Source organism: uncultured Succiniclasticum sp., assembly GCF_902793885.1.
In the GTDB taxonomy this organism is placed as follows: Bacteria; Bacillota; Negativicutes; order Acidaminococcales; family Acidaminococcaceae; genus Succiniclasticum.
Genome location: NZ_CADBFF010000010.1, coordinates 1 through 22,182, shown reverse-complemented (window position 1 = coordinate 22,182; position 22,182 = coordinate 1). Strand labels below are relative to the sequence as shown.

At 51.8% G+C, this 22,182-nt stretch carries 18 protein-coding genes and 1 riboswitch; of the genes, 4 read left to right on the top strand and 14 right to left on the bottom strand.

Annotation, left to right across the window (positions count from 1 at the left end; genetic code table 11):
• Window positions 1-335 precede the first annotated feature (335 nt).
• Window positions 336-518, bottom strand: a riboswitch (cobalamin riboswitch).
• 428 nt (window positions 519-946) lie between these two features.
• From QZV31_RS06450 to QZV31_RS06440, 3 genes are read left to right on the top strand one after another with little or no spacing between them, the layout of a single operon-like run.
• A complete protein-coding gene (locus QZV31_RS06450; RefSeq protein WP_295359201.1) occupies window positions 947-2,137 on the top strand; it encodes a BMP family ABC transporter substrate-binding protein in 1,191 nt (396 codons plus the stop codon).
• 28 nt (window positions 2,138-2,165) lie between these two features.
• Window positions 2,166-3,809, top strand: coding sequence for an ABC transporter substrate-binding protein (locus QZV31_RS06445; protein WP_295359200.1), 1,644 nt, complete (start codon window positions 2,166-2,168; stop codon window positions 3,807-3,809).
• Window positions 3,810-3,812: 3 nt separating this feature from the next.
• Window positions 3,813-5,546 carry a diguanylate cyclase gene (locus QZV31_RS06440; protein ID WP_295359198.1) on the top strand — a complete coding sequence of 578 codons (1,734 nt, stop codon included), beginning with the start codon at window positions 3,813-3,815 and terminating at the stop codon, window positions 5,544-5,546.
• 192 nt (window positions 5,547-5,738) lie between these two features.
• Here QZV31_RS06440 and QZV31_RS06435 read toward each other — a convergent pair whose 3' ends face one another.
• The gene (locus QZV31_RS06435; protein WP_295359197.1) at window positions 5,739-5,948 is read right to left on the bottom strand and encodes a hypothetical protein; all 210 of its coding nucleotides are present in this window, start codon (window positions 5,946-5,948) and stop codon (window positions 5,739-5,741) included.
• A 276-nt stretch (window positions 5,949-6,224) separates the two neighbouring features.
• On the opposite strand from QZV31_RS06435, the gene QZV31_RS06430 reads away from it, so the two are divergent.
• Window positions 6,225-7,259, top strand: coding sequence for an ABC transporter substrate-binding protein (locus QZV31_RS06430; protein WP_295359195.1), 1,035 nt, complete (start codon window positions 6,225-6,227; stop codon window positions 7,257-7,259).
• Between the two features lie 246 nt (window positions 7,260-7,505).
• On the opposite strand, the gene QZV31_RS06425 is transcribed toward QZV31_RS06430, so the two are convergent.
• The 13 genes from QZV31_RS06425 to QZV31_RS06365 all read right to left on the bottom strand — a co-directional run.
• The gene (locus tag QZV31_RS06425; RefSeq protein ID WP_366508694.1) at window positions 7,506-8,477 is read right to left on the bottom strand and encodes a sirohydrochlorin cobaltochelatase; all 972 of its coding nucleotides are present in this window, start codon (window positions 8,475-8,477) and stop codon (window positions 7,506-7,508) included.
• A gap of 399 nt (window positions 8,478-8,876) precedes the next feature.
• Window positions 8,877-10,550: a GGDEF domain-containing phosphodiesterase gene (locus QZV31_RS06420; protein WP_295359191.1), complete on the bottom strand. Its 1,674-nt coding sequence runs from the start codon at window positions 10,548-10,550 to the stop codon at window positions 8,877-8,879.
• A 122-nt stretch (window positions 10,551-10,672) separates the two neighbouring features.
• The gene (locus QZV31_RS06415) at window positions 10,673-11,893 is read right to left on the bottom strand and encodes a GGDEF domain-containing protein (protein ID WP_295359189.1); all 1,221 of its coding nucleotides are present in this window, start codon (window positions 11,891-11,893) and stop codon (window positions 10,673-10,675) included.
• Window positions 11,894-11,896: 3 nt separating this feature from the next.
• The gene (locus QZV31_RS06410; RefSeq protein ID WP_295359187.1) at window positions 11,897-12,049 is read right to left on the bottom strand and encodes a hypothetical protein; all 153 of its coding nucleotides are present in this window, start codon (window positions 12,047-12,049) and stop codon (window positions 11,897-11,899) included.
• Between the two features lie 16 nt (window positions 12,050-12,065).
• Window positions 12,066-13,628 carry a hypothetical protein gene (locus QZV31_RS06405; protein WP_295359185.1) on the bottom strand — a complete coding sequence of 521 codons (1,563 nt, stop codon included), beginning with the start codon at window positions 13,626-13,628 and terminating at the stop codon, window positions 12,066-12,068.
• A gap of 216 nt (window positions 13,629-13,844) precedes the next feature.
• Window positions 13,845-14,663 (bottom strand): acetolactate decarboxylase, encoded by an 819-nt coding sequence (budA, locus tag QZV31_RS06400; RefSeq protein ID WP_295359183.1) that lies wholly within the window; start codon window positions 14,661-14,663, stop codon window positions 13,845-13,847.
• A gap of 140 nt (window positions 14,664-14,803) precedes the next feature.
• Window positions 14,804-16,798 (bottom strand): carboxylesterase family protein, encoded by a 1,995-nt coding sequence (locus QZV31_RS06395; RefSeq protein ID WP_295359181.1) that lies wholly within the window; start codon window positions 16,796-16,798, stop codon window positions 14,804-14,806.
• A gap of 115 nt (window positions 16,799-16,913) precedes the next feature.
• Complete coding sequence (locus QZV31_RS06390) at window positions 16,914-17,897, bottom strand: DUF3089 domain-containing protein (protein WP_295359179.1); 984 nt, start codon at window positions 17,895-17,897, stop codon at window positions 16,914-16,916.
• Between the two features lie 76 nt (window positions 17,898-17,973).
• Entirely contained in the window at window positions 17,974-18,174 is a 201-nt protein-coding gene (locus tag QZV31_RS06385) for a hypothetical protein (protein ID WP_295359177.1), read from the bottom strand.
• Complete coding sequence (locus QZV31_RS06380; protein WP_295359174.1) at window positions 18,174-19,355, bottom strand: linear amide C-N hydrolase; 1,182 nt, start codon at window positions 19,353-19,355, stop codon at window positions 18,174-18,176. Before QZV31_RS06380 ends, QZV31_RS06385 begins: the two co-directional genes overlap by 1 nt.
• Window positions 19,356-19,458: 103 nt before the next feature.
• Window positions 19,459-21,093, bottom strand: a complete 1,635-nt coding sequence (locus QZV31_RS06375; RefSeq protein WP_295359172.1) for an amidohydrolase — start codon at window positions 21,091-21,093, stop codon at window positions 19,459-19,461.
• Window positions 21,094-21,251: 158 nt separating this feature from the next.
• Window positions 21,252-21,533, bottom strand: coding sequence for a hypothetical protein (locus QZV31_RS06370; RefSeq protein ID WP_295359170.1), 282 nt, complete (start codon window positions 21,531-21,533; stop codon window positions 21,252-21,254).
• A gap of 300 nt (window positions 21,534-21,833) precedes the next feature.
• Window positions 21,834-22,182: autotransporter domain-containing protein (locus QZV31_RS06365; RefSeq protein ID WP_295359168.1), on the bottom strand; the 349-nt coding region annotated here is incomplete at its 5' end.

Sequence of the window (22,182 nt, the reverse complement as noted above, 5' to 3'; positions counted from 1 at the left end):
CCGGTCACTGAATCTATGTAAGACCATCCGTCGCCGGATGGATGTTACCAAATGTTACCAATAAAAAAACCTGCTCGTGTGAGAGTGATTCCTGCCACTGCCGTTTCATCCTCTTCCTTCACCTTCAGACCCGTGCGGGTAACCCAGTGTCCGGCTGCGTTACCCCGCACGTGAATTCGGAAGGTTTGAGAATGGCAAATCATTATATGACGGTTGTCCAGGCCGTTATATAAACTAAATTAAAAAACGCCTTTTCGTAATGAAAAGACGGTTTGAAGGCAGCTGCCAGCACATAACGGCTGTGCAGTCATCTCCTCCCCGTCGCTCGCGGGTCAAGAAATGGATTCCATACAGGCAGTTCTTCTGACTTGGGTTCATCGCTCGCTTCGCCTTCCCAAAACCGGACGTTTCAGTGACATCTGTGAAGTTCGCTCCCCCTTACAGCGGCGGGACCGCGCCGGACTTGCACCGGACTTCTCTGTTGGGCCCTTTCGGGCACCTGTAAGTTTGCTGTATTCTGTTTTTAACACTCTTCGCCGGAAACCAGAGGATTTGATTTGGCCTTACCGGTTTCCCTGTCCAATAATATAATAATAATTATCATTAAGAATGTCAAGCTAATTATTAATTTTTATTATAAGATTGTCAATTTTACTTACTAATAAAACTCATTACTGTTTGCAGGGCCGAAATCCAAATGTCGTTGCAAAAAAAATGACCGGATAACCGTCCGATCTTCCTCCCCATCCTGCAGTGCATCCAGTCGTTTCCGCGCACGTTCCGCAAAAATTCTGTGGACCGCTGCTATATATAATATTGAACCAAAGGGGGATATTTGCTATAATATGTGTGATTGTACTATCAATGATAGCTAATTCTTTGTACCAATATATATTTTGTACGGACACAGCAACAAAGTAATGACATACCAGGAGCGGATACGTTTATGAAAGAGCAAGGAAACACACAGCATTCGCTGTTGAAGATCCTGATCGCGCTGCTGCTGCTTGCAGCCGCATTTTTCGGGTACAGACACTTCTTCCCGACCCGGGTAGTCACCGTGGGCTTTATCTACGACAACGACGAGACGGCGCCCTATTCCTACAATTTTTACCTGGCCCAGGAAACGGTGCAGAAGACCTATCAGGACAAGGTTCGTACCGTCATGTGCAGCAATGTGCTGGACGAGCATATCCACCTGGCCGTTGAGAAGCTGGCGGCCGGAAAATGCGATATTATTTTTACCAACAGCTACGGAAACATCCGCGACCTGGCTCCCAGGTATCCCCATATCCAGTTCTGCCAGGCGTCTTTCGACCCGGTTCCCAAAGAAGCCCCGGCCAATTACCATACGTTTAAAGGCGAGGTATACCAGGGCCGGTATGCCAGCGGCGTAGTGGCGGGACTGAAGCTGAAGGAAATGATCCAGAAAGGCAAGATCAGACCGGAAGAAGCCAAGCTGGGTTTTGTGGCCGCTTTCCCTTATCCGGAAGTCATCTCCGGTTTTACCGCGTTCCTGCTGGGAGCGCGCTCCGTGGTTCCCCAAACCGTGATGTACGTTAAATACACCAACATCTGGGACAGCTACACGCTGGAAAAGGCCTGCGCGGAAGAACTGCTGGAGGAAGGCTGCGTGATCCTGTCGCAGCATTCGGACACGGTAGGCCCGGCCATCGCCTGCGAAGAAAGTTACGCAAAAGACGTGTACCATGTCGGGTATAACATCGACATGACGGACGCGGCGCACCATACGTCCCTGGCCGGCACGCGGATCAACTGGACGCCCTACATCCTCGGCGCGGTCAAAGCCGTAATGGACAATAAACCCATTGAGAAAACCGTAGCGGGCACGGTACACCCCAACCAGGATATGAGCGCCGGCTTCAAGGAAAACTGGGTTGAGATGACCAGACTGAACACCGCCGTTTTGCCGGAAGAGGCACAGGAGCAGCTCAAAGAAACGATACAGAATCTGCGGGACGGAAAAGTCCAGGTGTTCAGGGGAGACTATACCGGGGTGAACCCCAATGACCCGAAAGATACCATTGATCTGCGCAGCGGGTTTACCGAAAACAAAGATTCCTCCGTTTCCTCTTTCCATTATATATTAAAAGACGTGGTTACCGTTTTACAATAAACGACGTTCCTGACAGGAGTGGTTTCGATTGAAGATACGCATAAAGACAGCGTTATATGGGGTCATGGCAACGGCCTTCTGCCTGATTCTGTCCGCCTGCGCCGGGCCGGCGGGGGATAAATCCGCCTCCGCTCCCAAAACGTCCGCATACCTAACTTTTCTGGACACGGAACCGGCTTTGGCAGATCCCCAGCGCATTTCTGAAAAATATACGGTGGTCCTGAATGTGTTCGACCGTCTGGCAGAAGAAAAGGTAGAAGACGGCCGCAACCGGATGGTTCCCTCCCTTGCGGATTCCTGGGAAGTATCCGGGGATGGCCTGGTCTATACGTTCCGCCTCCATCCCGGCGTAACGTTCAGCAACGGGGCCGCCCTCACCGCGGAAGACGTGGAATTTACGTTCCACCGGCTTATTTCCCATCCGGAAAGCCGGAACCGGGACCTGGCCATGAGCATCCTGGGGGCCGAAGCACTGCGCGAAAAAAAGACCGACAAGTTAGCAGGATTTAAAATCATCGACGACCTGACCTTTACCATAACCCTCGCCTACCCCTGCGCCACCTTCCTGGAAGGACTGACCACGCCGGGAGCCTCCATCCTTGACAAAGAGACCACGCTGAAAGCGGGAGACGCCTTCGGCAGGACGCCGGAAACAACCGTCGGGACCGGTCCCTTTGTGCTGACGGAATGGACTAAATATAAAGGCATCGTTATGAAAGCCAACCCGAAATGCTGGTCCGGCCCGCCCAAATGCGACGGCCTTTCCATGCATTTTTACGCGGAGAACAGCCCGCTGCGCCAGATGTTCCTCAACGGGGAGCTGGATATCCTGGATTTGGACAAACTGGGCATTGACGCTGAGTATTTCCTGCGGGGGGACATTTACCGGAAGAACGTGATCCGGGGTCACCGCGTGGGCATCTCCTATATCGCCCTCAACCAATCCCTGCCTCCTTTGCAGGATGTGCGGGTCCGCAAGGCGCTGCAGCTGGCGCTGGATCGTAAGACCCTGATGCAGACAGCCATCAGCAACCGTGGCATTCTGGAAAACGGCATCTTCCCCCGGGGGCTGAAGGGACATAATCCCGGCTTGCCGGAAATCCCCTTCGATCCTGCAAAGGCCAGGCAGCTGCTTCAGGAAGCCGGGTATCCGGGCGGATTCGAGCTGACGATCAGCTATTCCGATACCACAGCCCAGCGGGTGAAGGAAATGCTGAGGCTGACAGCAGCCATGTGGAAAAAGATCGGCGTCCGCGCCTCCCTGATGGAGATGGAAAACCGTTCCTTCCTGAACCGCAGGAACCACGGCGAGCTGGCCTGTTATACCGGGACCTGGTCGGCTGACTATAACGACCCGGACAACTTCATCAGCGCCTTCTTCGGCAGCAGGGAGAATTCTCTGGGGCGCAGCCTGTGCTATCCGGACGAAGCGGTGATGAAACGGGTCGTGGACGCCCGCTCCATCGTGGACCCGGAAGCGCGCATCCGGGAATACCGGTTCCTGGAAAAGAAGATCATCCAGGACGACGCGGCGTGGATCCCCCTGTATTCCGGCTACCATTTCTTTGCGGTGAACGAACGGGTCAACGGATTCCATGTGCGCTGGAACGGCTGGTCAAGCAACCGTTACGCGGATGTTTCGATAAAAGCGGAAGCGGATCGGGGGAACTGAGATATGCATTCTATACGTACAAAAATTACAATCCTTACAGTTTCCGCCATACTGATCTGTTCCGTCCTGATTGGTACCCTGTCGGCCTTTACGGTCAAAACCAGGGAAGAACAGAACGCCCAGCGGCTGCTGAACACGATTTGTGCATCGAAGCTTGACAAAATCAACAGCTACCTGAACATTATAGAGAATTCGGTGGACTCCATTTCCCGTTTCGTATACAGCTCCTTTGATACCGTTGTGTTATCGGATGCAAATGCAATCGGGGCTACGGGTTCCGGCCGGAGCCTGCGGAAACGGACCCGGACCGCCGCGCAGCAGGAGGCGCTGGATGCGTATCTGCAGGAGCATCTGGCAGCGACCCGGGAAATGTGCAGGACCATCGCGGCAAATAACTCCAGCATCCTGGGGTACTATTACCGTATCAATCCGGAACTCAGCGAACATATGAAAGGGTTCTGGTATTCCCGTCAAAACAACGGCCAGTTCAAACAGCTGATGATGACGGAAATCAGCGAGTACAAACCCGACGATTTTGCCCACGTGGGCTGGTATTACCTGCCCCTGGAACGGGGCCGCCCCTCCTGGCTGGATCCCTATGAGAACAAGAACCTGGGGGAAACCGTCGTGTCCTACATCATGCCCCTTTATAAATCCGGTACGTTTATCGGTGAGATCGGCATGGACATCAGCTATTCCACCCTCGTAAACCAGATTAAGGAACTGAAGATCCTGGAATCGGGGTATGCGTTCCTTACCGACCGGAAAGGCAAAATCGTGTATCACCCACAGCTGAGCCACGGAACCCTGCTGGGGGATGTCAGCGAGGAAATGAAAGCCGCAGGGAAAAGCAGTGATACCCGGTTGATCCGTTATACCAATAACGGCGTGGAAAAAGAAGCCGCCTGGAACACCCTGTCCAACGGACTGATTCTGTTTGTTTCGGCGCCGGTCAGTGAAATCAGCGCCGGCTGGCGGAACCTTTCCTGGCTGACGCTGGCAACGGCGGCGGCCACGGTAGCCCTGTTCATCATCCTTACCCTGTCTCTGGTGAGGAAGATCACCAACCCACTGGTACAGCTGGTACATGCTTCCCAGCAGATTTCCGAAGGGAATTATAACGTAGATTTGAATTATGAAGGAGACGATGAGATCGGAATCCTCACCAAGTCCTTCCAGCAGATGGTCAACCATATGCGGGTCTTTATCAGCGACCTGAACAGCAAGGCCTTCCGGGACGCCCTGACCGGCGTAAGGAACAAGGGCGCCTTCGACATCTTCCTGATGGATAAAAATGAAAATATCCGACAGTCTGATCCGAAAGACGTAGAGGATTTCGCGGTCGTTATGTTTGACTGCAATGAGTTAAAAACCATCAATGATACCTACGGCCACGAAAAAGGCGATCTCTATTTGCAGAATGCCTGCCGTACGATCTGTAAAGTATATTCCCACAGCCCGGTTTTCCGTATCGGCGGCGATGAATTTGTGGCGATCCTGCAAAAGGAAGACTGGAAAAAGCAGGTGGAACTGGAGCAGCAGTTTACAAAGGCAATGGCTGATGTCAACGCAACTGCTGCAAACCCCTGGGACCGTGTCAATGTGGCCATCGGTACCGCCAATTACAATCCTGAAACAGACCCGGATATGGAGTCCGTTTTCCGCCGGGCCGATGTGCTCATGTATGAAAACAAGAAGCAGATGAAAGAAGCAAACACAAAATGGATGGAACAGTAAGCAGCATGACTGCACTGTAAACCGGATTCAGATCTCAAAAGCGAAAGGGCCTGCCAACTGGCAGGCCCTTTCATTAACAAGCGCCCGCACCCTGTTACAGGTACGGGCGTTAGTTCCGGAGTTTTCCAGACCTTTGCCTGCTGCCAGAACCGTATCCGGTTCTGCGTCCGATTTGCGTTAATGAGACGCTGATTAATTCTTGATTTCTTCCTGCTGCATGTCTTCCAGCACCGCCACAAGAGCCAGTTTGGCCTCTTCCAGCCGGTCCAGGTCATAAATGATATCCCGCACCAGGAAATCTTTGGTGCTCACCGTGTTGCTGATGCTGTCGATAACTTCATCCATCCGTTTCAGTACGCCATACAGAATATCCCGACGCGTTACATCCCGGTTCACTTCCATGATTACATCCACCTCTTTTCTTTTTTATTTATCGATATCTATTACTATTTACGATAATTTATAATTAATATATCACAACAAGCCTCAATTTGCAATTTGTTTTTCAACAAAACCCGTATCCGGACCGTGCGGGTTTATTAGTGTAACACTACACCTCTTTTAATTTTTGTTTCTTTTATTACGCGGTATTGTAGAATTGTATGCTTTCTGATAAAATAAATTAAAAAGAATTATCTTTACTCTCACAATTAGTCTAATGATAAAGGAGCCTGTGTTATGAAAAAACTGAAAGCTGTTTGCGCCTTGTCTCTCGCCGGCCTCTTGCTGTTCTCCCTCAGCGGCTGCGGCGGTGAAAAGAAAGAACCGGTTAAGGCCGGTACCCAGAAACTTACGGTCTACTGGGGCGCGTTGGAGGATTTCATGGCAGCGGATGTGGCCGCCTTTGAAAAAGAAACCGGAATCAAAGTGACCGCTGTCCGTATGTCATCGGGCGAAACCCTGAAACGGCTGCAAGCAGAAAAAAACGCCCCGAAAGCATCGGTCTGGTTCGGCGGGCCGGCAGACGGCCAGATTCAGGCCAAAGCGGACGGACTGCTGGAAAAATACGTTTCTCCCAACGCAGCCAAAATTCCCGACCGGTTCAAAGATTCGGACGGTTTCTGGACAGGTGTCTATGTGGGCTATCTGGGTTTTGCCTCCAACGGCAAGCTGTTAAAGGAAAAGAATCTGGAACCGCCCAAAAGCTGGAACGACCTGCTGAAACCGGAATACCGGGGACAGATTGTCATGCCTAATCCCAAAACGTCGGGTACCGGCTACACCTTGCTGGCTTCCATGTTCCAGCTCCGGGGTGAGGAAGACGCACTGGAATATATGAAGAAACTGGACAAACAGATTAAGACCTACCAGCGGTCCGGTTCCGCGCCGGCAAAAATGGCAGGTCAGGGCGAATGCATGATCGGCATCTCTTTCCTGCACGACGCCATCAAATTCCGGGAAAGCGGCATGAAAGACCTGATCCTGACCTCCCCCTCGGAAGGAACCGGATATGAAGTGGGCGCCGTGTCGCTGATCAAGGGAGGCCCCGATCAGGAAGCGGCCAAACGGTTCATCGACTGGTGCCTGACGGCTAAAGCCCAGGAAATCGGCCAGACCGTCGGTTCCTACCAGTTCCTCACCCACCCCGACGCCAAACCGCCGAAACAGGCAGACGAACTGAAAGGCACCCAGCTGATCAAATACAATTTCCTCTGGTCAGGCAAGCACCGCGATGAAGTGGTGAACAAATGGGAAAAGGAAATTGACAAGTAACCCGGTACCGGAAGACAGGAAGCAGAATGAATAATAGGACCCCGTTTTCCGATTTCTATTGACAAAATTATCAGGAATGATTATAATTAAGGTATCAAAATTAATTATGATAGTTTCCGAAGTTTAATAGCAACCCTTATCCTTCTTCTTCACCTTTTAACACAGCAAGACGAAAAGCCCGCATGAACCATGCGGGCTTTTCGTCTTCGTTTTATAGTAAATATTATACTATTATTATTTACAATCTCAGTGCGGCATACCGGCAGTCCGGCCCTCTGTCACGTTCTGCAGGGCATCCCAGCTTTCCAGCGCCCGCTCCACAAAAATCCTGCGGACGGCAGGATTCTCGCCCATGCCGTGGATGTAGGGCGTAACGGCAAAGCCTTCCTTCTGCAGAATCACTTTATGGGAATCCTCGTCGTCCCCGGCCATATCGTTGTTGGCATGATCCCCTGCCACCATCATCATGGGCATCAGGGTCACACGTTTCACACCTTCCTCTTTCAGTACGGGAATCACATGCTCCAGCATGGGCATGCCTTCCACGCTGTACACATGGATGTTGCCCCGTTCCAGTTTGTTCAGGCGGTCCTGGATCACTGCATAGAACGCATTGGAAGGATGGGGCGTGCCGTGGGTCATCACCAGCAGCGCTTCGTCGGCGGCCAGATCCGGGAACTGGGTAGCAAAGGCTTCCACCGTTTCTGCCACATCGTCCCGCTGTTCCTCCTGTCCCTGCCAGAACAGAAGGGGCAGACCCATGGTCATCTTCTTGAACTGATTGCGGTAGTTGCGGTAAATGCCGCATTTATAGTCATACTCCATCCCGGGAATGATATCCAGCGAAGCCAGGGCGATCCGGGTATAGCCCTCCGCCTTCAGCTGTTCCAGCGCTTCCTCCGGTGTGGGAATGACCACCCCTTCTTTTGCCCTGATGCGGTCGATGATAATGTGGGATGTATACGCCACCACCACCTTCACATCAGGCAGCGCTTTCTGAATTTCCGCTACCGTAGCGTTAATAGTCTTGTCTCTCGTTTCTTTCATCGTAGTACCGAAGGACATCACCACCATGGCGTCCTTATCGGGCAGGTCCTGCATCGCCTTATTGTTAAACACGCGCACGCCAATCTCCGACGCTTCTAGCAGGGCCGGCGTAGGATTCTTCACTTCGCCGCTGAGTTTATAACCGGCATGGCCCGGCACGGCAAAGGCCATACCGCAGGCGGACAACAACACATTCGTTAACACTTTACGGAATTTTCTCATTGTGGAACCTCTTTCTGTGGATTTGTGGAAATGATAAAACGCTCTGCGATTGTGCCGGTACTCCATTGACGCCTCCCTGAGGGTAAAGGAATACGGGAATGCACAAATCAATATTCAATTAATTATAAGATATTACATATAAAAATGCAATACTAATAGAATGTATTCTTAATAATTGTGCGTATAAAACAGCGGCTGCGCTTTTAAAGCACAGCCGCGCACATCATCGCATCCTATATTCTACGCATATCCGAAAATATAAATCGGACGGCGTTTGCTGTTCCCAAAGCAGCCTGCCGTAACGTAATGCTGAAGCTCAACCCGCGGTTTATACTCTTACACACTCCCCTAGGCCTCCAGTTTCTTTTCAAACTCTTCCACCGGCAGCGGCCGGAAGAACAGGAAGCCCTGCACGATATCGCAGCCTGCCTCTTTCAGCAGCTGCAGCTGGCTTTCCGTTTCCACGCCTTCCGCCAGGCATTCCAGCCCCAGCTCTTTCCCCATGGCCACCACATGCTTGAACAGGCTGCCATGCTTTCCGTAATCCCCTTTCCCTTCAGGGAGGACGCTGCGGTCAATTTTCACCACATCCCAGGGAATCGTCTTGATCAGATTCAGGGAAGAGTAGCCCATGCCGTAATCGTCTACGGCAGTACAAAATCCTTCCCGCTGCAGCCCGCTGACAATTCGCCGCAGGTCGCTGAATTCCACGTCCGTGGTGGTTTCCGTAAATTCAAACTCAATAAACTGATGGGGAACCCGGTTCCGGTCAATGATTGCAACCAGATCGGCCAGCAGGTTCCGGTTCACCATATGCTTGCGGGACAGGTTCACCGAGATGCGTACCACCGGCAACCCCGCGTCAAGCCAGCGCCGGATATCCCGGCACACATGGTCCAGCATGTAAAAATCCAGCCTGCATATATCGCTGGTCTCTTCCAGCGCCGGGATAAAATCACCGGGGGAAACGGTCCTGCCGTCATGACACCAGCGGCACAGGGCTTCCGCGCCGCAGATCTTCCCGGTACGGATATTCACCTTGGGCTGGTACACCGGATAATACTCTTCCTCCCGCAGGGCATGGATAAAATCCTGCTGGACGTGGGTGACCTTTTCCCGTTCCCGGGCCAGTTTATCATCATAGAACACGATATGGTCCTGTTTTCCGCTCATGGCAGCCATATAAGCGGAAAGGAGCGGACCCCGGATGTCATCCGGGCTATGGAGCACAAACCCGTCCGGCACGACAAACACGCCGGCATTGGCAGAAACGGTTACAACGTCATCCGATTGTTCGCCATAGGAGATCCGGGTTTCGAGCAGGCAGTCCAGCAGCTTCTCCAACCGCTCCTTCCTGCATACCGCTACAAAATCATCGCCTGACAGGCGGCACACGATGCCCTCTGTGCCGACCAGTTCTTCTACAGTTTTGTAATGACTGCACAGCACGGCATTGGCCTTTTCCCTGCCCAGTTCCTGATTCACCACCGTAAAATGGCGCAGATTATACCGCACAACCGCGAGGCCCACAAACCGGCCCGTTCTTTCTGTCTGCATGAAATGGTTCTGCAGGCTCCGGGTGTTCCGGTACCCATCGTAATCGAAAAATGCCAGATCCTCAATCGAACGCTGCATCCGGTTGCGGCAGACAAAACTCAGCGTAAGACGCATGATAAGTTCCACACGCCGCCGTTCCTCCGAAGAAAGAGGCCGGATGCCGGACTGCATGTACACAGTCATGGTAGCGATCGCCATACCGCTGGTCACCACACGCTGGAACGCCACCGGCTCCCCTTCCCCGATGTCGAAGCTGCAGAAGGTCTCGCCGCCGCCTTCCTTTTCTTCATCCAGGCTGCGGTACAGGCGGGTCACGCCCTTGCAGAGACGGAACAGTCTGGCAATTTCTCCCAGAATCTGCTCAATTTGTGAAATATCAGCTTCGCCTGCAGCCGTCATAGCCGACACAAGCTGGTCAAACAGCTCATAATACCGCATGTCCTGACCAACGTTTTGCTCCTTCACAATCCTCACCCCAAGCACAATATATTACCAGGGAAAATTTACGGAAACACTGATGAATTTATAAATCAACACTTGATTCATCATATTATATCACAAAATGATACATAAGCGGTACAGAATCCTTACCGCCCGCCGGCGCCCATGCGCATCAGTACGTTTTTCCGCACGTACATTTCGGCATCGGCCCGTTCAAACACAGTGTCTACATCGGCATCCTGACCCGGAATGAAATCCGCCATACCAAGCGATACGACAGCCTTTCCTTCCGCCAGATTCTGTTCCGCTTCCCGGTTAAAGGCAGCCGCGATCGCATGACGGTTCTCATAATCCTGCCCCTGCAGGATCACTTCAAATTCATCGCCGCCAAAACGGAACACCGGACTGTGGCTGAAGTGACGGCAGATGATCCTGCAAGCGGAAATCAGCAGCTCATCCCCCGCTTTATGCCCATAGGTGTCGTTGGTCATCTTCAGTCCGTTTACATCAAGGGAGACCACGGCAAAATCCCGTATCAGTCCCTCTTTTATCTTCGCATCCAGCTCTGCTTCGTAGTCTTCACAGGCCCGTTTGTTCTTTACGCCGGTCAGGGGATCCTTATACGCAAGCTGTTTCGCGGAGCCGATTTCTACTTCCTGCTGCTGTTGGATCTGCAGCAGCTCTTCCAGCTTTTGCAAATACTCTTTCCGTTCGTCTTCCACCACAAATTTGTGGATGAGGCAGCAGCCCAGTAGATAGCCTAACGCGTACAGCGGCAGCAACGGATAAAAATACTGGGCTGTTATGGTTACGATCATGATGATGCCGAAAAAGCCCACCGTCTGAAACCGCCGTTTTTTCGTTCCCGTTGTTTTTCCCGCGATATACAGCGTCTGCGCCGAGGTCAGCAGGAACACCAGGATTTGCAGAATCAGCGCCACATAGCGTATTCCGCCTGCGTGATAGGCGCCGGCTTCATCAAAGGTAAAGTAAACCGGCCAGAACAGATTGACGATCAACCCGGCTACCTGGAACCAGAAAATGGCACGCCCTGCATGAATCAGAAAAGTGCCAAAGACGCTCTTCTCTTCCAGATACAGAATAACATACCGGGTCCATAAAAGGACGGACGAAGCCATCGCTACATAATAGACCACGGTATCCGCATAAAGCAGTTTTACGGCCTGCAGGCCGTTGAAAACGCCCCATAAGGCATCTGTTACATAATAAGCAAAAACAGCCAGCATAAAATACCGGAAACTGCGTTTTACCTCGGAACCGTCTTTCTTGTTTTGGGGCTGGAAGACTTCGTAATTGAGAATCAAATGAATCGCAATCGCAAGAAGCCCGATGATCGAATAAGTCATGGATTATCCTCTTTGTTTTATTCTTTGCCAAATACATTTCATAAGCTTGCGATAGTTGGCATCCAGATAATTGGTAATCACAGAGTAAAGGGTATAGTCAGTGTTACCTTTCAGTTCTTCCAGGTACGCTTTGAATGCTTCTGCGTTCTTGTTCATTTTCCTCCTTTATTTTTTAATCTACTACAATTTCAGCATCGGACGCTGTTTGCTGCAGGATTCCGGTATCCACAGCATCCAAGCCAAAGAGTACTTTCTCCCGCAGGGCCTCGCCGGGTTTCGTAAACCATGTACGGTCAAAGGTGTACTGTCCATGCTCATTGGTCAGCCGCTCCCGCATCATGTCCACTACGCTGAGGTTATCACCGTAAAGCTTGTCATAATACCTGCCGGCATCAATCAAAACGGCCCTGTGTGTCCTGACTTTTCCGTCCGTATAAAGATCGAACGGCCTCGTCTTGCTGTATGCCCTGCCCAGGTTATTCCAGTAGTAAAGCTGTTCCCCGTCCCGGGTGGGAGTGCGCCCGAAGATGGCCAGATCCGTCAGATTGTTTTCAAGATGGATCTTGTCCTTTGCAAGCACATCGTCAATCGCCAGATTTCCTTCGTCTACATGGACATTCCCGCGGTTGGCCCAAAGTGACGGCATATGTGTACCGTTCCCGGAGCGGAGACTTCCGACGGAAATTTCACCGCTGATAAGCTTCTGGTTGCCTGCACCTATAGCCGACAGCTGCAATACCGAGTTGCCGCCCTTGGCTTCTACCGTGCCAATTTGGATAAAGTTACCCGTCAGTTCCACATCGAGACCGGCGCCGCCGCTTGCCTCTGACTTTACCGTATTGACGCGGGATGCTGCCGTATTGTTTTCCATACGCAGCACCACAGCCTTGCCTTCCGCCAGATTCAGGAAGAGATCCCCGTTGGTCAGCGCCACATGGGTCGTACCGCCGGAAACAATGTTGTTTCCATTGATATTGCCCCGGCCTGTGTTGGTTATGGTGGTATTGCCCACAACATTGACATCCCGTTCCAGTGCAATATTTCCTTCATCAAGAACCGTCACTTCCAGATTCCGCGTAGCCTTCACCGCGTCCGTCACGCGCAGATCGCCGTTGCGGCCGTTCAATATAATACCTCCACCGGAATTCAGTTCTCCGTCATCCCGGATGACGAAGTTCCCGGCACCCGTTCCCTGTTCATAGGCATTCTTTCCGGCCGTCATCGTGATATCACCGGTTATCGTGGATGTTTTGCCCTGAATATAGATGGTTCCAAGGTCGGTTCCGACAGTGACGTTATTATTCGCCTTTATCGTTTCCTCATTCGGCGTATTTTCGACACCGATGTAGATTTCACCCTTACCCGTCTGTACCGATACATCTCCATTCTTGGACTCGACGGATCCGGTAATGAGGACGCTGCCCTCGTTGTCAATATTCGCAATGACATCGCCTTTTTCGGCAATAACGTCGCCCGCAAAATGAATATCTCCGTCTCCCTTCACATAGAAACGGGCTTCATTCCACGCCTCAAGCAAAGTTTCATTCTCAGACAATTCGCCGATGCGGATGCCTCTTCCATCTGAGCTTGGACTCGTGACCCGAATATCCATGTCGTTTCCGGCGCTGATGGTTCCGATATAAGTGACCGCATCTCCTGCCGACAGGGAGAAGTCCACCCTGACGCTGCTCACTTTATCATCGTAAAAATCCCTTTGTATAAGTTGTAATTTCACACAATTACTCAACGTTATTATATTATAAAAATCCTGATATGTATAGTTACTTTATTCATATATATATATACAAAACAGCCCCGGCAAAATTGACAGCAGATTTCAGGGTTATCATTAGGAAAAACAGAGACCATCCTGTTACAGCCCCTCTCATAGAAACAAGAACGCCCGCACCTTTTTTCAGGTACGGGCATACGTTATGAAAGTGTCAAATTTTTATTTTTTCTGTGCCGACGGCTGCGTATCCTGTTCGGCCTGGCGGATATCTTCCTTCATGTCTTTTGCCAGGTTCAAATTCTGGAACGGTTTGTCGTCCGGAATCAACATGTTAAATTTGTCGGTCTTGTCAATCAGCACGCTGCCGCTTTGGAAAGTAAGTTCCAGCACATGGCCGCCGTGTTTTTTGTCATCGGAAATAAAATGGAAATGCCAGCCGGTTGAGTTCAGCCCGCCCATGTAATTGGGGCAAAACAGGCCTACCACGGTGCCGGTAATGTTCTTATGGGTAAATTCCGTCTGCTTTTCTTTCAACGCGCCTACCAGCGTGGGATACGGTTCCTGACTTCCGTATTCGCTGCGGAACAGGATGCTGGGGAAGGTGGTGTGCAGCTTGATCATGTAGAAGCTGTTTGCCCCTTTTTCGTTGACGATCTTGTTCAGCCGCTCTTCCAGCGCCGCTTTGTTTGCAATATCCGTCAGCGGCAGGGTGATGTCCTTGTCAAAGAAGGTTACGTTGGAGAAAGGTACGGTGTCTTTATCGTTGGCAACCACCACTTCACCGCTGCCCAGGGCCTGATAGACGGTGCCGTCCAGTACGATCATTTCGCCGTTCAGCCCTTTGAAGGTTCCGATGCCGGTGTCGCCCACCGAGCGCACCTGTTTCACGGTAACGGTGCCGCCGAAATATCCCTGTGCCAGCGACTGCAGCAACGCAACCTGCTGGATCGTTTCCCTGTCAGCAGTTGCCGCGTAAGCGGAACTGCATGCTACTAAGCCTGCCAGCAATGCGGCAGCGCATTTCTTTTTCAAATTCATAAACGTCTCCCCCTTTTATCTTATCAGCCGTTCGGCCTTCTTTTGAAATTATTTTACTGTATTGGTCAGTTATTATACTAATTATATAATAAACAAAGATATGTAGCAAGAATAACAACAAAATCGTATGAATCCCGATCTTAATACACTTCCATAAACCGCAATAAGCACGTTTCCTCTGTCAGCTTGTCTTCAATCGGTTCGCATTGTAGTCCCTTATCGGAAATGATGAGCGCTTTGGGGAACCGGTTCCAGTCGATGGCGCCGACGCCTTTGATTTCGTTATTGTAAAACCGCATCGCGTCCCCGCGCAAAAATTTAATTAAAAATTTCCGGAGCATCTCAGATATATCCGAATTCAGTACGTTGCCGTACAGCTGCGCACCTTCCCGGTTTCCCAAAAACGCCGCCGCTACGTCCACCGTGCCCGAGCCCAGATTCTCGATCAGCGGTTTTACGTTCCAATACATCAGATACACTTTTTTTCCGCTTTCCGCCAGTTTTCTGGCGGTAAGATAGCCGCTCAACGCGCTGCATTGCTCCACTACTTTCGCTTTGGCTTCAATCTCGGGCATCGTCTCCGCCAGTTCACGGATATAGTCCCTTACAGCCTGCGCATCGGTGGCGTTGACCGTGTCAAGGAATTGCAGCGCGATGTCCAACTCGTTAGTTATGAAATCTTCATATGTTTGCTTTCCGACAATGGATTTGTAAACCTGCCGTTCATTGCGGGCCACGCCTATCAGGAATTCGACGCGATCAGCCGCTCCGTTTCGATAGGCCTCAAACGCATCCAGGGGAATCAGTCTGCCGTCCCGGGTCGGTCCGGTCGGATACAGGTCATGCAAAATCTTTTGCGATACTTCCTTCAACCGGTCCGTGGAAAGCTGCCTAAGCTCTTCCATGGTCGTCGCGGATGTCTCCTGCAGCAGTTTCTTCGCCAGATTCCGGGACACCTCCGGCGTTTCATAGGCCGCCTGGGGATTGCCCTGGAACACAAACGCTTTACGGAAGAGACCTTTCGCCTGCTCACAGGCCGCCAGCAGACAGATGGAGATGGCTCCGGACGCAAAACCCATCACGGTGACCCGGTCGGGGTCGCCGCCGAAGGCCGCGATGTTTTCTTTGATCCATTTCAAGGCCGCAATCTGATCCAGCAGGCCAAGGTTTAAGGCGTCGGGATACGCGTCCCCTCCGGGCACCTGGGAAAAATCAATGAAGCCGAAGAGACCCAGACGGTAATTAAAGCTGACGCCTACAATGTCCGGGCAGGAACGAATCAATTCGACGCCGTCCAGCAGCGGATCGGCCGATCCGCCGTAGGCAAAGTCGCCGTGATGGAACAATACGAGGACCGGCTTTTTCTGATCCGTTTTTTTAGCGCCTGTACAGATATTCAGCGTCAGGCAGTCTTCGCTTTGCCTGTGATGCTTTAAGATCGAGCCTTCGTGTTCCACCTGTATGGCAGAGGCCCCCAGGTATTTTGCCTCGAATACGGCTTTCGATTCCGGCAGCGGTTCGGGCGCTTTCCACCTGCGTTCCCCCACGGGAGGCTTTGCATAGGGAATTCCCGAATAGTATATGATATTTTTTTCTTTGACGCCCACATAGATGCCGGTTTTTGTTTTCACCGCCAGGTCGGTGTCATAGGCGCCGGTGATTGGCTGGTTCTGCCGGTTCACTTCGTCCAGGTCGATTTTTTTCAGCGCGTCGTCAAATACAAAGCCCTGGCTCCCGTCCCCGTACTGTTCGCGGATTTTCCGGACACGGTACCAGCGGACAGCCATATGGAACGCAAATCCCAAAATCGGAAGACCGACGATATACACATACTGTTCCAGCAAATAATCTGACGCGGATAACCCCATCCATGACATGACGGCATACTCGGCCGCCAGAAAGAGAAGGACGAACGCGCCAAAAACCGTGTACCGGTAGACCGTATTACTCTGTACGGTTTTGCTGAAGAGGATCCGGGTCGCTACCTCCTGCAGCACATATCCGAGCACCCAGCAGACTACCGCGCACTGCCAGTCCGGCCAGCCCATCGCCTTCGGGACTGCGAAGCCTAAGCCATATCCGATGGCCATGATAAAGCCAACCATTAAATCATCAATCGTGAATAGTTTTTTCATGTTGCACCTGAATTTCTATTTCTTTGTTTGTCTGAACTGTCAAAACATATTCTGTTCGGTCAGGAAATACGTCCTGTCCCAATCCTGGGTTTTCGTATGCTTCACACGCCTGCCGTTATCGGCCCGCCTTATACGCTGCGATGCGTTTGGCCACGTTGTCCCTGATGTTGTTGTAGTAGTATATGTAATCGCAGTCGTGACGCCCGTCCGGTCCGAAGAAAGAAGCCGCGATCTCGGCTTCCCCTTCGGGCAGCGGGACGAACTTGGCGTTTGTCACGACTACACCGCGGGCAAGATTCAGCTGCGCGTCCGCGCCCAGATCGCCAATCTCCGCCTTGCCGGTTTCTTCATTCAGCACGAGGGAACCCAGGTTCGCACTGGCCGGGGCGTATGTTTCGTCCAGTTTCCAGTTCAGCGGGTTGATGGAAATCGCATTCGGCAGCACCACCACGTTCACGGCATTTTCCTCCACGTTTTTGGGACCCTCGGTGTTCCAGCTGACAATAACGCCCGTATCCGTTTCGCCGGTGGCGAACTTCAGGTGCGGGTTGGCCGCAAGGTACTCCTTCGTGACAGAGTAGCCTATGGGATAGGCCGCGACCATGCGCTTGCAGTACTCGGGATGGTCTTTGAAATATTTACTCAGCAGGAGCAGGACCATGGACGAGCCCTGGCTGTGGCCCGCGATGATAAACGGACGCCCCCCGTTGCAGTTCTCGAAGTAGTAGTCCAGGGCTGCGGTTATATCGTCGTAGGGCATACCGGAAAGCGCCGCGTTGACGTCCCCGGTCTTCTTATGGATTTCCCCCGCGTACCGCAAGCCGGCCTGGCGATAGTACGGCACAAACACGTTGGTAGCATCCGCGAAGGCGGACGCATGCATCATGTACTCGCCTGCCACGCCCTGCAACATCTCCTCATTGTCCAGCGTCGCGTAATCAGGGGATCCCTCTTCGAAGCTCCCCATGATGTACTCCGTGGCATAAATGTAGATCGTGTCGACCTCCCTGGCAGCATCCGGAATCTGATACCAGCTGGTCTTCCGGGAGTAGTCGGTCATAGCATAGCCTTTTTCTGATGGCAACGTCTGATTCTTCATTTTTTTTACATCCTTTCGCTATCGATCAATATGTATTATTGTAACATATTCCCCACATTTTGTAACCGAATCACTCTTACGCCTTGTAAACTTCCTCGCCGTCCACGATGGTGGCGACGATGTTAGCCTGTGCGACCTTCTCAATGTCGTCGTGGAGGAAATCGCAGTCATTGACTCCAACGATATGATAATATTCGTCACTGTACCTTGCACGTTCTGCGACGATACGGGCGATTTCCGCCTTCGGGTTTTCCGGATTGTCGGGAATCACCATCATCAGTTCAGCTTGAAATCGTAATGCCTGGAATAATCCTCCTGAATGTTCAGGCGAAGTGTCCTGTTCGCCAAGTCGTAAACCGCTGTGTGCCATGTCTGCCAGTAGTTATTGGGATGAATGTTCCTGTCGTGCAGCTTGTAGGTATCAATTTCGGACTGAATAACCGCTTTGAAATCCATAGGAGCGTTTGCGATGGTCAGGTTTCCGTCAGTATATTCCGTATACCAGAACGGCTTTGTATCCGCTTCATAAGTCTGGGTATATTTCACACGCTCCATTAAGCGAGCCATTCCTTCCGCGGATTTACCGCCCTCTGCGTAATGCTCCTTCAGTATGGCGTAACGTTCCACTCCGCAGGCATGGGGCGTAAGGATGGGGAAGCCCTTGTAGGTCTTGCCCGCCACGGTCTGCCCTGTCTTCGCTATATGCTTTGCGTAAGAAGTATTCGGCGCGTAGTTGACATAGAAATTTGTCATGATGTTGTCCGTGTCTTTTCTGGCCACAAGCTCGCCGTCAATACACTCGATGATATAGGTCTCCTTCTCGTCGGAGAGCATCCAGTGAAGCCCCCATGTGCCATAACCGCCGTAAATATCCATATTTTTCAAAAGCTCTACACCGTGAGCGGCGGATTTGGCGTGATCAAGGACGTAGCGGACTACCGCAACAGCATGGATGCGCGGCTTACCGTAATTGGTTGAGAGCAGAGTAGCGAAGTCCAGGTCAATGGCGGGACAGACGTTGCAGTTCATGGCCACGCCGTTTTCATTGATACCGTCAAACGTCAGGTTTGGCATGGCAAGCAACTGCGCTTCCGAAACGCGGTCAACCTCATTGGATTTCAGCGTGAGAATTGCGGCCAGCCCTATACTTGCGTAACGCCCCTCAGACTTTTTGGGAGCTACCTTGATGACGAATTCCGGAACATCGGCGTAATCCAGATCCAGATTACGTCCGTAGAAGTTTCCGTTGCGCACAGCGGAGCACGCGAAGCCGGTTTTGACCTGTTCACCCGTCTTTAAGTCAGCCGAGTAGTCGGAGTATTCCATGTAGTACAGGTAATCTGCCAGCTTTTTCGGAGTTGTGAAAGAAGACGCCTGTGCCACTGAAACGTAAGCGACGAAACTGAAAGCCATAAGTGCGGTCAATAAGAGATGAAATGCTTTCTTAGAGATTTTCATTGTATCTCCTCCTGTAGAATATCTTACTTTAATTCGCCGCTGTCGGGATTTACGTCCCGCGGCGACGCCCGGTTATCGATACCGTCTCTATTCTTCCTGTTCCTTACGCCTTGTAAACTTCCTCCCCGTCCACAATGGTAGCGACGATGTTAGCCTGTGCGACCTTCTCAATGTCGTCGTGGAGGAAATCGCAGTCAAACACCGTCATATTAGCGAGCTTGCCGAACTCGATGGAGCCCATGCGATGCTCCTGGCGCCACTGACGGGCTACGTTGATGGTCATGGCGCGCAGCGACTGTTCGCGGGTGATGGCTTCCTTTTCATTGTTCGGTAAGTCTATGCCGCCAAGCACTTCTTTCGGATACGAACGTTTTTCCGCCGTGTAAATGCTGTATTTGACATTCATCATCGGAGAAACGGGATAGTCGGAATGGAAGACCACGTTGGCGCCCGCATCGTAGAAGGATTTGATGGGATACGCATTCGCCGCCAGTTCCTCACCCACATACGAGACTTCAATTTCATAATGGCCCGGGATTTTCGCGGTCCACAGCGGCGGAACCGCAGGAACGGAACCGGTCTCCGCCATGCGGCGGATATCCTCCTCGGTCACAAAGTGCAGATGGGCCAGTACGTTACGCTGATCTTTATTGCCGGTAATCTTTTCCGCATCCTCGATGCAGCCCAGCATAAAATGAGTAGCGCCTCCTCCTTCGGAGTGGACATGGACGGACATGCCTTCTTTGTCCGCTTCGGTGATCAGCTCCACCATCTTGTCGTGATCGTTGAAGCGCTCCACACCGTGATAACCGGGCTCGTCAGCGTAATCCTGGTTCTGCCAGCCCGTGTGCGCTTCGGTCACGCCGTCCAGAAATGCCTTGGCGCCGACAATATGGAAGTATTCGCCGCTTATCGTAGCGCGCTGTGCTGCGATACGGGCGATCTCCGCCTTCGGATTTTCAATATTGTCCAGAACATACATATAAGCGTAGGTGCGCAGCTTCAGTTTTCCCTCCTGCTCCAGCTCATGGTAGGCCTGGGGAGCATCCCGGTGGACGATCTCCGCACCCGCGTCACAAACGGCTGTGAAGCCGCTCCTGAGGGCGAAATCCTGCCAGGCCAGCAGATATTCCTTGATATCTTCGATTGTAGTGGGAAGCTTCGGCACGATTTCAAACACGGGGCCTTCACAGATATAGCCGTCCGGTTCACCGTTCTCGTCCACATGCACCTGGTCATAGCCGTACTTCTTCGCGTAGGCCGCGTCAATGCCGGCCCATTCCAGCGCCTTCGTGTTGAGCAGCATGGAATGTCCGCCGCCGGTTTGCAGGAGCAGCGGCTTATCCGGACAGATTTCGTCCAGGTACGCTTTGGTGACGTATTCGTCATTCTCGATCCACCCTGCGGCTACGTAAAACTCGCGTTTTGGGTTCTTCGCAATGAATTCTTTTATGATTTCACGGTATTTGGCATAATCAGTCAGGCCGGCCTGCATCAGGTCCGCCTGTCCGATAAAACGGAGGCCGGCCAGATGACCGTGGCAGTGGGACTCCAGGAAGCCGGGATAGATAAAGTTTTCACCGTAATCCAACACCTTCGCGTCGGCGCCGGCCAGCTTTTTCGCTTCCTCTGCACTGCCGATATAGGCAAATACGCCGTCCTTCACCAGTGCCGCCCTGGCAAAAGGCCTCTTCTCATCCATGGTGATGATGTTGCCGAGAACAATCGTTTGTTTCATGGTACAACTCTCCTTTTATTTATGATAGTGTGAGAGGGAGGGGCGGGCCCTCTCTGTCTGCCCGATTCAGTTCTGTCAGCTTCAAGGGGAACGTAATGAATCTCATCAGTCTAGCCTGAAGAAGCAGGAAGTATTATTGAATGACTTCCTAAGGACAATCATTTTTTGGGGTTGAATTCAGACGGGCAGTCATTTCCGGGGCATGGCCCATGCCCTATGGTCGAACAGCCATTCACATCCCAGCACGCACCGCCCGCCACCTGTTTCACCGTTTCGGCGTCCAGTTCTACATCCGAAAGCTCCGACAGGTATGCCTCGGCCTCTTCCTGGGTAATGTCGTACCCTTCGGATTTTGCATACGCCCTCAGTTCGTCGGCAGTATTGCACTGCATGGCTTTATAAATCTGTTCTTTTGTGACTTCGTTTTCGTTGATTGGCATAATGAAGTCCTCCGAGAATTATTTATAATTTAAATGCCCCTTATAGAATTTTTTTACCCCTAACAGGCTCAAATATAGTTTATTATAGTTGGACAGTATAGTCAATGAAGGTTCCAGATTGTCACACCTACTTTAATTATAATTGTTTTCATAATTATATCATAACGCAATCCGCGAATACAGGAAACTGCTTTTAGAAACTGCTTTTATTAACTGTAATTTTTTAAGAAAAACTGCAAAAGTGAAATTTAAAAGAGGCGCGGAATCCCACGCCTCCCGTTTCTTTTTCAGATACTACCATTAGAACGTATACGCTACGGCCACGTTGCCGCTCATACCCCGGCGTTTGCCCGCATAACCCGACAGGTTGATGTCCGCTTTCCACGGGCTGGTCTTCGAGGCTTCCATCCGCAGGCCGATTTCAGCCCGCACGCTGCCGCCTTCCATGCTGGCCGCCCGGATTGGCGCGCCGTCGGCACGGCCTGTGGACTTGCCGTCAAATTCGTATTCGTAGGCCAGCCCGCCGTACCAGTTCCATTTCTTATCGGTAGCGCCGTAACGGGCCCCTACCCGCAGTACGCTGCTGGTGACGCTGTCCAGGTCGAAGTGGCCGCCCGCCTCAAAGCTGACGCCGTCCCGCTTCATGTGG